Below are 13,251 nucleotides of genomic sequence, written 5' to 3'. Positions count from 1 at the left end.
GGCGCGGCCGCACCCTAGCGCGAGGCGCTGCGGATGGCCTGCACCATCTGCGACAGCCCGCGTTCGCTGGCCAGCTCCAGCGCGTCGCTGCCGGTGCGGTCCTTGATCGTCGCATCGGCCCCGCCCAGCAGCAGCAGCCGGGCGACGTTGACGAAGTTCGAGGAGCCCTGGCCCAGCACGACGGCCTCATGCAGCGCCGTCCAGCCCAGGTCGTTGACGTGGTCGACCTCCACGTCGTGCTGCAGCAGCAGCCGCACGGATTCGACCTCACCGTTTTCGCTGGCCATCATCAGCGCGGTGCTGCCCATGTGGTTGGTGGCCTCCAGGTCCGCACCGTGCTCGATCGCGGCGGAGAGCACCGGCACCATTCCCTCGGCGCTGGAGCGCAGGTAGGCGGATTCGTGGAAGTCATCGGTGGCGTTCGGGTCAGAGCCCAGCTTCAAGAGCTTCAGGGCCATCGCCTCGTCCTTGTTCACCACCGCCTTCAGCAGCGCGGTGCGCCCGTAGCTGTCGCGGGCCTCCAGGTCCGCGCCGTCGGCAACGGCCTTCTCCGCCTGGGCGACCTTCTTGTTCTTTACCGCATCCAGGAGCTGGGTGGTCGCCTTGTCGTAGCTGGCACTGGTGCTAGGCAGCAGGGACACCGCCGGGGCCTTCGCGCCGGTGCCGGCGCTGGAAAGGGGGGCCACCTCATCGGCGGTCTTGCTCGCAGCGGTGGAGGGGGCCGGTTCGGTGGTGGCCGGCGCCTTGCCGGTGCTGCTGGCCTTGGGGTCACTGCTGGGCTGTGGGGCGGCCGCGACCTGGCCGGAACCCTGTGCGGCGGCCTCGGGGGCCGAAGACGAGGTGGGAGCGACGGGCTGGGCCGGTTGGGACGGGGCCGAGCAGCCGCTGACACCCAGCGCAGCGGCCAAGGGCAGGGCCGTGAAGGCCAGGGGACGACGAAGCGAGCGGCGTCGAATCTGCTGAACCATTGTCCCTTTCCGGGGTTGCGAGTGCGGTCATCATGCTACGCCCCAGCGAAGCAACTGGGTTTGAGCCTATCGCCGGAACCTGAAAAATCCCGGGCAATCAGCGTCGAGCTCACTTAGTTGGCAGCGGGGCGGATTCGATAACATGGCCAGCATCATGCAATGCCTCTACTTCTCGGCCGGCCGGTGCCGTTCCTGCAGCCAAATTACCCGCCCCTACCAGCAGCAGCTGCAGGGCAAGGCCGAGCACTGCGCCCAGCTGCTGGCCGGGCATGAGCAGCTGCGCTTCCTGCCCCCGCAGCCCAGCGTCGAATCAGGGTTCCGCAACAAGGCGAAAATGGTGATTTCCGGCACCAGCGAGAACCCCACCATCGGGATCCTGGACGCGGACGGGCACGGGGTGGACCTGCGCCACTGCGGGGTCTGCGACCCGGCGTTGCGCGCCGCGTTTCCCGTCATCGAACACTTCATCCGCCAGCTGGGGCTGATCCCCTATGACGTGCCGCGGCGCAAGGGTGAGCTCAAGCACGTGATCATCACCCTGGCCCCCTCCGGGCAGCTGATGGTGCGCTGGGTGCTGCGCACCAAGAAGCACTTCGTGGCGCTGCGCGATTCGCTGCCGCTGTTTTCCAAGGCGCTGCCCGCGGCGAAGGTGGTCTCGGTGAACTTCCTGCCCGAGCACAAGGCCGTGCTCGAAGGCAGTGAGGAGATCGTGCTCAGCGCCGCCCAGACCCTGCCGATGGAGTTGAACGGCATTGGGATGCACCTGCGCCCGCAGGGCTTCTTCCAGACCAACACGCCGATCGCCGCCGCCCTGTACCGCCAGGCCGCCAGCTGGGTGCGGCAGCTGCAGCCGGCCAGCGTCTGGGACCTGTACTGCGGGGTCGGCGGGTTCGCACTGCACGCCGCCGCACCGGGGCGCAGCGTGACCGGGGTGGAAACCAGTGCCGAGGCGGTGCGCGCGGCCGAACGCAGCGCTGCGGACCTGGGGCTGGCCGATACCCGGTTCATCGCCGGGGACGCCACGCAGTTTGCCCTGGCCCAGGACCAGGCCCCGCAGCTGGTCGTCGTCAACCCGCCGCGGCGCGGCATCGGGCCCACCCTGGCCGACTGGCTGAACGCCTCTGAGGTGCAGCACGTGATTTACTCCAGCTGCAACGCCGTGAGCCTGGCCAAGGACCTGCGGCGCATGGACCGGTTCACCGCCGTCCAGGCACGGGTGATGGACATGTTCCCGCAGACCAACCACTATGAGGTGATTGTGCGCCTGCAGCGCCGCCCCCGGACGGCGGACAACGGCTAGCGGTCCAGGATCATGGTGCGCTGGTCGAGGCGGTGAATGATCTCATCGACCATGTGCGGGTCCACCCCCGGTTCGTTGCGCGCCCGCAGCAGCTCATTGCGGGCCGCGTCCAGCGCCTGGCTCTGCAGGGAATCGGAGATGTGGATCAGCTTGCGGTACTTGGCCATTTTCTGCCCGTGCAGGGTGTCGCTTTCCACCTGCGACTCCTCGCTGAGCAGCAGGGTGTGCAGCGTCTGCAGCCGGCGGGTCACCAGCTCCCGGTAGTCATCGGGCAGCCTGTCCAGGTCCGGGGAGGCCTTCAGGGTCTCCATCGCGGTGTGCTGTGCCCGGTTGGCCAGCTTGCGCCGCTTGCGCCCCAGCAGCTCCACATTGTCCTGGATCTTCAGCACCCGCATCAGCGCCGGCAGGGTCAGCCCCGGGATCACCAGCGTGGTCAGCAGCACCGCGCAGGCGGTGACCACCGCAAAGTTCCGGCCTTCGATCGCCTGCCCGGCCGCGTCGCTGACCGGCAGCGCGAGCGCCAGGGCCAGGGTGGCCAGCCCGCGCATCCCGCACCAGGTGAGCACCAGCGAGTCCTTGGCGGCGGACAGGCCCTGCGCCCGCACGTGCGGCAGGTAGTAGGTGGCGAAGATCCAGGCCAGGCGCACCAGGATCACCACCGCGCAGATCAGGGCCACCTGCGGGATGAAGGTCAGCAGGTGCGCGCCCTCCTCGATGACCACCCGGTTCATCTCAATGCCCATGAACCCGAACGCCAGGCCCGTGGCCAGCATCTCCAGCACTTCCCAGAAGGCGGTGCGGGTCAGCCGTTCACGGGAGTCCTGTGGGCGGGCCCGGCGGCCCAGCTCCAGCGCCGTGACCACCACCGCGATCACCCCGGAGGCGTGCACCTCCTCGGCCAGCAGGTACACCGCATAGGGGGCCACGAGCGTGGCCGCGCAGCGGGCCACCAGGTTCGGCACGAAGCGGTTCATCGCCCCAACGAGCCAGGCCATTGCAATGCCCAGGATGGTGGCGGCCGCGGCGCCGAGCACGAACTGCGGGATGATTTCCAGTCCCACGTCGGTGCGGTTGATGGTGGCGTTCACCGCCAGCTGGAAGATCACGATCGCCATCGCGTCGTTGAACAGGCCCTCGGTCTCCAGCAGCGAGGTCAGCCGGCGCGGCATCTTCACCTTCGTGGCAATCGCGTCCACGGACACCGGGTCCGGCGGGGCGACGATGGCGCCCAGCGCGATGGCCAGGGGCAGGGACAGCAGCGGCACGAAGGCCCAGACGGTGGCGGCCACGGCGCCGGCGGTGACCACGATCAGCAGCACCGCCATGCGGATCAGCGTGCGCCAGCGCAGCCGGAAGACCGACCAGGAGCTGCGTTGGGCGGTGGCGAACAGCAGCGGCGGCAGGAACAGCGGCAGGATCAGTTCGGGGTCGATGTGCAGGGTCGGCATGAACGGCAGGAAGCCGGCCACCAGCGCGGTCAGCAGCATCAGGATCGGATAGGGCAGTCCGATGCGTTCGGAAACTCCCACCACCAGCACGGTGACAAAGAGCAGGGCGACGGTGAGGAGGAAGAATTCCATGACACCTCAAATCCTAGTTGTCACACGATCAAATGTAGTTGATTTTCATCAACTTTTTTCCGTGTCGGTCCGCGGGTGGCAGGTCGCCTAGAGTCCGCCGTGGCCCAGCAGTGGAGCCAGCGCATCCCATTCGGCGATCGCGCAGCCGTTGCTGCGCGTAAAGGAGGTTTCCACCGCGTCGCCCCGGTGGGTGCCGGTGACCACGGCCCGGTCCGGCCCGCCGTACTGCTCGGTGCACGGCTGGGAGGCCGGGCGCTGCGGGGCGAGGACCGCCGGGTTCTCCTCGATCAGCGCGCAGGCCGCCGCCGCATCCGGGACGGTGCTCGAATCCACCGGCTCGGCGCCCCGGCAGCTCAGCGTGTACTGGCTGTTCAGGTTCGTGCCGTCGGCGTACAGCTCCACCGTCAGCGCGGTGTCCACGGCCGGATCCGTGGGGCTGGGGGAGGAGGCGGAACTGCTGCTGACCGTGGTCGTTGGCTGCTGCCCGTCGGGCTCGACCTGCGCGCAGCCGCTGGCCGCCATCAGGGCCAGCAGGCAGGTCAGCGAAAGTCCGGCGCGGCGCGCCAAGCGTAGAACGTCCATAGTCCATTGTGGCTTGAAGCACAGCCCGGCCGCCAGCGTCCCGGCGCTAGCTGGTGCTCAAGGTGTTGCCGGAGGCCGGCAGCGCCACGGATTCGGCGACTGCCAGCAGCCGCGAACGCAGCACGTCGGCGCGTTCGGCGAAGCGCTTCTGCTCCCGCACGTAGCGGGCCTTGCCCTCGGCGGTTTCGATCCGGATCGGCGAGTAGCCCCACTCGGCCAGGTCGTAGGGGGAGGCCTGCATGTCCATGGTGCGGATGTCCCAGGCCAGCTCGAAGCAGTCCATCATCAGCTCACTGGAGACCAGCGGCACCAGCTTGTACGCCCACTTGTACAGGTCCATGTTGGCGTGCAGGCACCCGGGCTGTTCCAGGTCCCGCTGGGTTTCCCGGGTGGGCTGCAGCTCATTGAGCGGCGCGGCCTGCGGGGTGTAGAAGCGGAAGGCGTCAAAGTGGGTGCAGCGGATCCGATGCCTCTCCACCACCCGGTCGGTGCCGGCCGCGCCCAGCCGCAGCGGCAGGTATTCGTGCCGGATCCCGTTCTCCTCGGACTTGTAGGCCATCGCCCACTCGTGCAGTCCAAAGCAGGAGAAGCTGGCGGGGCGGCTCGCGGTGCCGCGCAGGATCACCCGGGCGAACTCCACCATCCGGGCCCGTGCGGCGGCGAACGCGGCGAGATCGACCTGCGCGACCGGCGTGCCGTCCACCTCGGAAACCCGGTAGAACTTCCAGTGGGCCCGCTGCCGGGCCGGTTCCCCGGCCAGCTGCACCCCGGCCCCTGGATGCCAGCGGTACAACTGGCCGGGCTTCTGCGTGTAGTAGGTGAACAGGAAGTCCTCAACCGGGTGCTTCTTCCCGCTCATCCGCCGCGTGGTGAAGGCCTCGCCGAAGCTGCGTGCGCGCCGCTCATGCTCCAGGGCGCGCTCGCCCCATGCGGCGGCGGGCAGCAGGACGGTTTCAGGCGTGGGCATGGCACCCATTATCCCGCCCCTGAGGCGGTGGCGGCCAGCGGCCAGCGGCGTGGGAAGTGGGTCTAGCCCATGTGGATCACGCCGAAGAGCACGCCGGAGGCGAGCATCACCAGCGAGACCACCAGGGCCCGCCACAGCACCTTCTTGTGGTGATCGCCCAGGTCAACCTTGGCCATGGAGACCAGCAGCAGGATCGCGGGCACCAGCGGAGACTGCATGTGCACCGGCTGGCCGGTGATCGAGGCGCGGGCCATGTCCACCGCGTCGATGCCGAAGTGGGCTCCGGCCTCGGTCAGCACCGGCAGGACACCGAAGTAGAACGCGTCATTGCTCATGAAGAACGTCGCCGGGACGGAGATCAGGCCGGTGAGCACGGCCAGGTAGGGGCCCATGGAATCCGGGATGATGTCCACGAGCCAGGCGCTCATCGCATCGACCATGCCGGTGCCCGAGAGCACGCCGGTCAGCACCGCGGCGGCCAGCACCATGGAGACCACGGCGATGATTTCGCTGGAGTGCGCGGTGATCATCTTCATCTGGTCGCTGACCTTCGGGAAGTTCACCACCAGGGCGATGCCGGTGCCGACCATGAACAGGTAGGACAGCGGAACAACGTCGATGATCAGCAGCACCATGATCGCCACGGTGAGCACCAGGTTGAAGATGAACAGCTTCGGGCGCAGCGTCTCGCGGTTCGGGTCCAGCGCGGTTCCGTCCATGGTGGGCCGTTCGCTGCCATCGCCCTTGGTGGCCACCGCTTGCAGCACGGCCACCGGGGAGGAGCCCGGGCCGCCGGCCGGGGCCTTCGGGCGGTTCAGCGCGCCGCCGCCCAGCTCGGTGCCCCACACCTCGGGCATTTCGCGGTGCAGCCGGCGGCGCTCGGACAGGCCTAGCTGCCAGGCGAAGATGCCGACCACGACCAGCGCGACACCCAGGGAGGGGAGCATCGGCACGAAGATGTCGGTGGCCTCCACGCCCAGGGCGGCCGCGGCGCGGGCGGTGGGCCCGCCCCAGGGCACGACGTTCAGGGTGCCGTTGGTCAGGCCGGCCACGCAGGTGAGCACCACCGGGCTCATGCCCAAGCGCTGGTACACCGGCAGCAGGGCGGCGGTGACCACGATGAACGTGGTGGAGCCGTCGCCGTCCAGCGAGATCACGGCGGTGAGCAGCGCGGTGCCGATGACGACCTTGGCCGGGTCGTTGCCGACCAGCTTCAGGATCGCGGCCACCAGCTTGTCGAACAGGCCCACGTCGATCATGATGCCGAAGTACATGATGGCGAACATGAGCAGGGCCGCAGTGCCGGACATCGACTTCACGGCGTCCATCACCATGTCGCCCAGGCCCAGCCCGGCCCCGGCGAACAGCCCGAACACGGTGGGCACAATGATCAGTGCCAGCATCGGGGTCATGCGTTTGGTCATGATCAGCACCATGAAGGTGGCGACCATGAGGAATCCGAGGGCAACTAACATTGCACCGACCTCCTTGGCGGAAAAACGTTGATGATTGCACCCGTGGGGCGGGTACGCCATTGACGCTACGTGGGCTGCGTCACGACCGCGGCTTGTGCCGGGTTCTGATCGCTTTTAGTTTTTGACCGCTTTTTGCTCATTAAAATCTCCCCGGCCCGTATGCTGGGTAAATGCGCTCCACCACCGCCACCAGCCGCCGCCTGAGCGGCAAGCACTTCGCCTCGCGCATCATGCGCCTGCAGTTCGCGGTGCTTGGGCTGCTGATCCTGGTGGTGACCGCCGCGACCATCGCGGTGCGCTACGACCAGGTCTTTGAACGTGCCGAAGCCACGGCCCTGGGTATCGCCCGCACCGTGGCCGCCGATCCGCAGGTGCGCCAGGTGGCCGCCGAGCAGGCCGAACGTGAGCGGCTCGACGCCGGTTCGCTGCGCCGTGGGCCGCTGCAGGCGCAGGCCGAGGCGGTCCGGCGGGACACCGGGGCCGCGTTCGTGGTGATCACCGAGGACCGCGGGCTGCGCCTGACCCACCCGAATCCGCGGCAGATCGGCCAGCGGGTCTCCACCGATCCGGTTGCGCTAAGCGGGGTGGAGGATGTCTCGCGGGAGCACGGCACCCTGGGCGATTCGGTGCGCGCCAAGGTGCCGGTCCGGGCCCCGGGCACTGACGCCGTGGTCGGGGAGGTCTCGGTCGGGCTGGCCACCGAGTCGCTGACCCGCACCCTGCTGGTCTCCATTTCCTGGATCATCCTCTTCGCGCTGCTGGCCGCGGTGCTGGCCACCCTGGTTGGCCGGGCGACGGTGCGCCGGCTCAAGCGTGAGACCCTGGGGCTGGAACCGGCGGAAATCGCCCAACTGGTCCGCGACCAGCAGGCCGTGCTCTACGGGGTGACCGACGGGGTGATGGGCCTGGGCAGCGACGGGGTGATCACGGTGCGCAACAAGGCCGCCCGGCAGATGCTCGGGCTGCCGCACCGCACCGAGCTGGCCGACGTGGTGGGCCGCCACTACGCGGCCGCCGGACTGAACGAGCGGCTGGTCACCGCCATCCGGCAGCGCGAACGCACCCCGGTGCGCCTGGAGGTTGGCCAGACCTCGCTGATCGCGCGCATCAATGACGTGGTGCGCGACGGGGTGGACCTGGGCCAGGTGATCCTGCTGCGCGACGTGACGGTGGTTGAGGCGTTGGGCACCAAGCTGGATGCGGTGCAGGACATGGCCGACGCGCTGCGCGCGCAGCGCCACGAATTCGCCAACCGGATGCACGCGGTGCTGGGACTGCTGCACCAGGGCAGGATCGACCAGGCCCGCGACTACCTGCGTGAGGTCACCGACTCGGGGCCGGCCATTGTCCCGGTCCAGGGGCTGGAAACCATCAGCGACCCCTATCTGGCCGCGTTCATTGCGGCCAAGGGGATCAGCGCCCACGAAATGGGAATCGAGCTGCGCATCTCCCCGGACTCAATGCTCTACGCGCCGGTCGCCAGCGCCCACGACGCCCAGGACGTCACTGCGGTCCTTGGAAATATGCTTGATAATGCATTTACTGCTTCACTAGGGGCTGAAGGGCCGCGGTGGGTGGAAGTCGACCTGTTGTCCGAGGGGAGCACCCTGCACCTGGCGGTAGCCGATTCGGGGGCGGGCATCACCACCGCACAAGACATCTTCAATCCCGCGGTCACCACCGGCAGCCAGCTCGGTGCCGGGCACGGACACGGGGTGGGACTGCCCCTGATCCGCCGGCTGGCCCGGGCCCGCGGCGGGGACGTGTGGGTGGCCGACCGGGGCGGGGAGCACGGCGGGGCGGTCATTGCCGCCCGGCTGCCGTCGGTACTAAGCGAGGAAAGGAAGGGCTGAACCATGCCAACCCCTGGGGACTACCGGGTGCTGATCGTCGACGACGACTTCAGGGTCGGTGAACTGCACGCCTCCATGGTCAATGAGATACCGGGTTTCACGGCGCTGGAACCCGTGCAGGATTCGCGCACGGTGCCCAAGGTGGTGGCCGCGCAGCAGCCGGACCTGGTGCTGCTGGATTTGTACCTGCCGCACGTGAGCGGCCTGGAGCTGGCCAAGGTGCTGGACGTGGATGTCATCATGGTCTCGGCCGCCAGCGAACCGCAGAACATCGCCGCGGCCCTGCGCGCCGGGGTGCTGGCCTTTGTCATCAAGCCCTTCGAACCGCGCACCCTGGCCGCCAAGCTCAAGGGCTGGGCCCGCTACCGCCGGCAGCTGGCGGCGAGCACGAACCTGGACCAGGGTGCCGTGGACCGGCTGTACAAGGCGTTGTGGGCGGGGGAGGAGACCGCCGCGCCGTCCGGAGGCGCCGCCCCCACCGAGCAGGCGGTGCTGGCCTGCGTGCAGGATGCCAGCGAACCCTTGAGCGTCGCCCAGGTCGCCGAGGCCGTGGGAATCGCCCGGGCCACCGCGCAGCGGTATCTGGCCGCGCTGGTCGCCAGCGAGGCCCTGCAGCTGCAGCTGAGCTACGGAAACCGGGGCCGACCTGAACACCGATACCTGACTTCACCTCGGTAGGAACGCTACGATAAGTGCAATCACCACTTCGTGTCGAAGGAAAAACACATATGTCTACGATCGGCAAGAAACCGTCACGCACCGGGAAGGCCACACCACCCCCGTGGCTGCGCCCGGTTCTCACGGTGGCAGCGGCATTGATCGTCGCCGCCCTCGTGGTGCTGCTGGCGCGCTGGCTGCGCACCCTGGAACCGGTGCAGGATTTCCTGACCCGCTACCCGGGGCATTCCACGCTGCCGCAGAACGCGCCGGTCGGCTTCCCGGCCTGGATGGGCTGGCAGCACTTCCTGAACATGTTCCTGATCGTGCTGATCATCCGCTCCGGCTGGCAGGTGCGCAGCACCGGGCGCCCGCGCACCTTCTGGACGCGGAACAACAAGGGGCTGGTCAAGACGAAGGGCACACCGAAGAAGATCAGCCTGGAACTGTGGTTCCACCTGAGCCTGGACGCCCTGTGGGTGCTCAACGGGCTGGTGTTCTACATCCTGCTGTTCGTCACCGGCCAATGGGTGCGCATCGTGCCGACCCACTGGGACGTGTTCCCCAACGCCCTGTCCTCCGCCCTGCAGTACGCCTCCTTCGACTGGCCCCTGGAGAACAGCTGGACGAACTACAACGCCCTGCAGATGATCACCTACTTCCTGGTGGTGTTCGTCGCTGCGCCGCTGGCCATCATCACCGGGCTGCGGATGTCCAACGCGTGGCCGAAGCAGGCCAGGATCAACAAGGCGTACCCGATCGAGCTGGCCCGGGCGATCCACCTGCCCACCATGCTGTTCTTCGTCATGTTCATCATCGTTCACGTGGTGCTGGTCTTCTCCACCGGGGCGCTGCGCAACCTGAACCACATGTACGCGGCACGTGATGACACCGGCTGGCTGGGCCTGTGGGTCTTCATCGGCTCGGTGGTCGTGGTCGTCGCCGGCTGGCTGCTGGCCCGCCCGATCTTCCTGCGCCCGATCGCCGGGCTCACCGGCAAGCTCAGCCGCTAACGCGCCGGCACCCTGACGCCAAAGGGCCCGGGTTTCCTCCCGCTGTGGGAAGGAACCCCGGGCCCTTTTTGTGCTGTTGCTGGCCGGCCGCGCGCTGCGGGCCTAGCGCCCGGTGCCGCCGTAGACGGTGGCCTCGACCTCGGCGTCCAGATTGAACGCGGTGTGGATCGCGCGCACCGCGTCGTTGAGCTTGTCCGCGTCGGTGACCACGGAGATGCGGATCTCCGAGGTGGAGATCATGTCCACGTTGATCCCGGCCTGGTGCAGCGCCTCGAAGAAGGTGAAGGACACCCCGGGGTTCGAACGCATCCCGGCGCCGACCAGGGAGAGCTTGCCGACCTCCTCGTTGTACTCCAGCTCCTCAAAGCCGATCTCGCCCTTGGCGGTGTTCAGCGCATCGAGCACCCGCTTGCCCTCGGTCATCGGCAGGGTGAAGGAGATGTCGGTCTTGCCCGAGCCCTGGGTGGAGATGTTCTGCACGATCATGTCGATGTTGGCCTGCGCGGCGGCGATGACCCCGAAGATCTGCGCGGCCTTGCCCGGGATGTCGGGCACGCCGATAACGGTGACCTTCGCCTCGGAGTGGTCGTGGGCGACACCGGAGATGATTGGCTGTTCCATGGGTTCTCCCTCTTGGATGGTGATCTTGTCGTCCGGGTCGGGGATGACCCAGGTACCCTCATGGGTGCTGAATGAGGAGCGCACGTGCAGCGGCACGCCGAAGCGGCGGGCGTACTCCACGCAGCGCAGGTGCAGGATCTTCGAGCCGCTGGCGGCCATCTCCAGCATTTCCTCGCTGGAGATCTTCTCGATCTTCTGCGCCGAGGAGACCACCCGCGGGTCGGCGGTGTAGATGCCGTCCACGTCCGTGTAGATCTCGCAGACATCGGCGTCCAATGCCGCGGCCAACGCCACCGCGGTGGTGTCCGAGCCGCCGCGGCCCATGGTGGTGATGTTCTTCGTTTCCTTGCTCATCCCCTGGAAGCCGGCCACGATCGCGATGTACCCGCGCTCGATCGCCCGGTGCACCCGCTGCGGGGAGACCTCCATGATGCGGGCCATGCCGTGGGAGGCATCGGTGATCAGCCCGGCCTGCGAGCCGGTGAAGGAGGCGGCCTGTTCGCCCAGCTCGTCGATGGCCATGGCCAGCAGCGCCATGGAGATGCGTTCCCCGGCCGAGAGCAGCATGTCCATTTCCCGGGCCGGGGCGTTGGTGGTGAGCTGGGCTGCCAGATCCAGCAGGTCGTCCGTGGTGTCACCCATGGCGGAGACGACAACGACCACGTCGTTGCCGGCGGCCTTGGTGTCAATAATCCGGCGCGCAACACGCTTGATGCCTTCGGCATCCGAGACGGACGAACCACCGAATTTCTGGACGATCAGGCTCATGGGCAAGCACACTCCAACACTGAGAGTTGTTGAACCACACCCGTGGCAACAACCATGATGTACGCGCGGCAGCCAGCCGATTTTGGCCGGCGCGGCCGCGGTATTTCTATCAGTGTCCTATTGTGACAGCAGGTGCCCCACTTGACCTAGTTGCGGTTCTTAACATTAGTCATATTGCCCAACATCTTCGCAACATGCTGTTGAAATCGTTTCCCGCAAGCCCGATCGACCGGTCAAAGGGCGGGATCCGCGGGGCCGGACCGTCTCAGGAGGGCAGCTGGGCGAGCAGCGAGCGCCAGTAGGACTTCCAGTTCTCCACCAGATCCGGGTCCATGATCCCGCTGTGGTTCACCACCACCGCGGACTTGGCACCCTTGGCGCTGATGTTCACCGCGATCCGCGCCCCGTCCTGCAGCCCGATGCGCCAGTATCGCCATTTCGGGGTGCTGCTGGCGCGCCCGGGCTCCTGGATCGGCACCCCGTTGAAGTCGCCGCGTTCCTGGGCCAGCTCCTGCCAGCGCTGCAGGGCCTGGTCCATGTCGGCGTCGATGGTGCGTGAGACGGAGAACTGGAAACTGCCGTCGTTGGCCTGGCCCGGCAGCCGCCGTCCGATGTGCTGCTCATAGGCCACCGCCACGCTCTGGGCCCACCAGCCGGAGTTCTGCACCCGGTGCGGCATGCGCTGCTCGGCCAGCTCGGCGATGCGCGCGTGGGCCAGCGTCTGGGCCTGGGCCGCGCCCAGGTGCTCAACCCATTGTTCCCACCCAATCCCGGTGGCGCGCTCGATGGCTGGGATGTTGCTGGACTTACTGGTCATGGCACGACCTTACCGAAGCCGCGCCTCGGTGTCAGGGGTGGAGAAACAGCAGGACGCCGGGGGACTTTCGCAGTCCCCCGGCGTCCTATCCGGTGATACACCTTGTTCTCCGCCTCGGAGCACGAGGTGAGTCCGGCTGTTTAGTTCTCCCGCAGATCGATGTTCAGCCGGTCCAGGAGTCCGATCAGCCGGTCCACATCGTCACGGGGCCACTCGCTTACCTTGGACCGCCAGCGCGACCGGTGCTCTCCCATCAGAGCGCGCCAGCGTGTGCGCGCTTCGTCGGTGGCACTAAGCCGGCTGACCCGGCGGTCATCCGGATCCAGGCTGCGCGCCAGCAGCCCGACCTCTTCCATCCGGGTCACCAGCCGGGAGAGGCTGGCCTTGTCGATCATCAGCTGCGAGCACAGCTCCGACTGCGCGATATGGTCGTTCTTCAGCACCAGCGCCAGTACCGGCAGCGCGGCCGGCGGCAGCTGATCCCCGAATCGGGCCGCGAGGTTCCGTTTGGCGTGGGTGTTGTTCACCATCAGCTGCACCAGCTGGTGCTCCAGCGCCTCAAAGCGGTGGCTGAAGTCATCCCCGGTGGCCGCCGGCCCCAGGTCTTCCCGGGCCGGTTCGGCCGCGGCCGCTAGATCCGTGTTCATCGT

General features: G+C 67.8%; 12 protein-coding genes. 4 read left to right on the top strand and 8 right to left on the bottom strand.

The window, feature by feature from the left end; genetic code table 11:
* Positions 1-14: 14 nt before the first annotated feature.
* The gene (locus FDN03_RS04345; RefSeq protein WP_138174465.1) at positions 15-968 is read right to left on the bottom strand and encodes an ankyrin repeat domain-containing protein; all 954 of its coding nucleotides are present in this window, start codon (positions 966-968) and stop codon (positions 15-17) included.
* A gap of 154 nt (positions 969-1,122) precedes the next feature.
* Between FDN03_RS04345 and rlmC the strand changes: the two genes are divergently transcribed.
* A complete protein-coding gene (gene rlmC, locus FDN03_RS04340) occupies positions 1,123-2,268 on the top strand; it encodes a 23S rRNA (uracil(747)-C(5))-methyltransferase RlmC (protein WP_138174741.1) in 1,146 nt (381 codons plus the stop codon).
* On the opposite strand, the gene FDN03_RS04335 is transcribed toward rlmC, so the two are convergent.
* From FDN03_RS04335 to FDN03_RS04320, 4 genes are all read right to left on the bottom strand, one after another.
* Positions 2,265-3,848, bottom strand: a complete 1,584-nt coding sequence (locus FDN03_RS04335; RefSeq protein WP_138174463.1) for a sodium:proton antiporter — start codon at positions 3,846-3,848, stop codon at positions 2,265-2,267. The two genes, rlmC and FDN03_RS04335, sit on opposite strands and share 4 nt — an antisense overlap.
* Positions 3,849-3,935: 87 nt before the next feature.
* Positions 3,936-4,430 (bottom strand): hypothetical protein, encoded by a 495-nt coding sequence (locus tag FDN03_RS04330; protein WP_138174461.1) that lies wholly within the window; start codon positions 4,428-4,430, stop codon positions 3,936-3,938.
* A gap of 46 nt (positions 4,431-4,476) precedes the next feature.
* Positions 4,477-5,397, bottom strand: a complete 921-nt coding sequence (locus FDN03_RS04325) for a 3-methyladenine DNA glycosylase (protein WP_138174459.1) — start codon at positions 5,395-5,397, stop codon at positions 4,477-4,479.
* Between the two features lie 62 nt (positions 5,398-5,459).
* Positions 5,460-6,872: a CitMHS family transporter gene (locus FDN03_RS04320; protein ID WP_138174457.1), complete on the bottom strand. Its 1,413-nt coding sequence runs from the start codon at positions 6,870-6,872 to the stop codon at positions 5,460-5,462.
* 170 nt (positions 6,873-7,042) lie between these two features.
* Here FDN03_RS04320 and FDN03_RS04315 point away from each other — a divergent pair, with 170 nt between their 5' ends.
* From FDN03_RS04315 to FDN03_RS04305, 3 genes are read left to right on the top strand one after another with little or no spacing between them, the layout of a single operon-like run.
* Positions 7,043-8,725 carry a sensor histidine kinase gene (locus FDN03_RS04315; protein ID WP_138174455.1) on the top strand — a complete coding sequence of 561 codons (1,683 nt, stop codon included), beginning with the start codon at positions 7,043-7,045 and terminating at the stop codon, positions 8,723-8,725.
* A 3-nt stretch (positions 8,726-8,728) separates the two neighbouring features.
* Positions 8,729-9,403 (top strand): response regulator, encoded by a 675-nt coding sequence (locus FDN03_RS04310; protein WP_138174453.1) that lies wholly within the window; start codon positions 8,729-8,731, stop codon positions 9,401-9,403.
* Between the two features lie 50 nt (positions 9,404-9,453).
* Positions 9,454-10,395, top strand: a complete 942-nt coding sequence (locus FDN03_RS04305) for a cytochrome b/b6 domain-containing protein (RefSeq protein ID WP_138174451.1) — start codon at positions 9,454-9,456, stop codon at positions 10,393-10,395.
* Between the two features lie 102 nt (positions 10,396-10,497).
* Here the strand turns inward: FDN03_RS04305 and FDN03_RS04300 are convergent, their stop codons facing one another.
* The 3 genes from FDN03_RS04300 to FDN03_RS04290 form a co-directional block, all read right to left on the bottom strand.
* Positions 10,498-11,784 (bottom strand): aspartate kinase, encoded by a 1,287-nt coding sequence (locus tag FDN03_RS04300; RefSeq protein ID WP_138174449.1) that lies wholly within the window; start codon positions 11,782-11,784, stop codon positions 10,498-10,500.
* 265 nt (positions 11,785-12,049) lie between these two features.
* On the bottom strand, positions 12,050-12,601 hold the full coding sequence (locus tag FDN03_RS04295; protein WP_138174447.1) for a hypothetical protein: 552 nt from the start codon (positions 12,599-12,601) through the stop codon (positions 12,050-12,052).
* Positions 12,602-12,741: 140 nt separating this feature from the next.
* A complete protein-coding gene (locus FDN03_RS04290) occupies positions 12,742-13,248 on the bottom strand; it encodes a MarR family transcriptional regulator (protein WP_138174445.1) in 507 nt (168 codons plus the stop codon).
* Between the last annotated feature and the right edge of the window lie 3 nt (positions 13,249-13,251).

This window comes from Glutamicibacter sp. V16R2B1 (genome assembly GCF_005774635.1).
Classification (GTDB): domain Bacteria; phylum Actinomycetota; class Actinomycetes; order Actinomycetales; family Micrococcaceae; genus Glutamicibacter; species Glutamicibacter creatinolyticus.
This window is presented reverse-complemented; position numbering and strand designations above follow the sequence as displayed.

Coding starts and splice junctions, on each gene's coding strand:
- FDN03_RS04345 (WP_138174465.1), bottom strand. CDS start 968: ATGGTTCAGCAGATTCGACGCCGCTCGCTTCGTCGTCCCCTGGCCTTC.
- rlmC (WP_138174741.1), top strand. CDS start 1,123: ATGCAATGCCTCTACTTCTCGGCCGGCCGGTGCCGTTCCTGCAGCCAA.
- FDN03_RS04335 (WP_138174463.1), bottom strand. CDS start 3,848: ATGGAATTCTTCCTCCTCACCGTCGCCCTGCTCTTTGTCACCGTGCTG.
- FDN03_RS04330 (WP_138174461.1), bottom strand. CDS start 4,430: ATGGACGTTCTACGCTTGGCGCGCCGCGCCGGACTTTCGCTGACCTGC.
- FDN03_RS04325 (WP_138174459.1), bottom strand. CDS start 5,397: ATGCCCACGCCTGAAACCGTCCTGCTGCCCGCCGCCGCATGGGGCGAG.
- FDN03_RS04320 (WP_138174457.1), bottom strand. CDS start 6,872: ATGTTAGTTGCCCTCGGATTCCTCATGGTCGCCACCTTCATGGTGCTG.
- FDN03_RS04315 (WP_138174455.1), top strand. CDS start 7,043: ATGCGCTCCACCACCGCCACCAGCCGCCGCCTGAGCGGCAAGCACTTC.
- FDN03_RS04310 (WP_138174453.1), top strand. CDS start 8,729: ATGCCAACCCCTGGGGACTACCGGGTGCTGATCGTCGACGACGACTTC.
- FDN03_RS04305 (WP_138174451.1), top strand. CDS start 9,454: ATGTCTACGATCGGCAAGAAACCGTCACGCACCGGGAAGGCCACACCA.
- FDN03_RS04300 (WP_138174449.1), bottom strand. CDS start 11,784: ATGAGCCTGATCGTCCAGAAATTCGGTGGTTCGTCCGTCTCGGATGCC.
- FDN03_RS04295 (WP_138174447.1), bottom strand. CDS start 12,601: ATGACCAGTAAGTCCAGCAACATCCCAGCCATCGAGCGCGCCACCGGG.
- FDN03_RS04290 (WP_138174445.1), bottom strand. CDS start 13,248: ATGAACACGGATCTAGCGGCCGCGGCCGAACCGGCCCGGGAAGACCTG.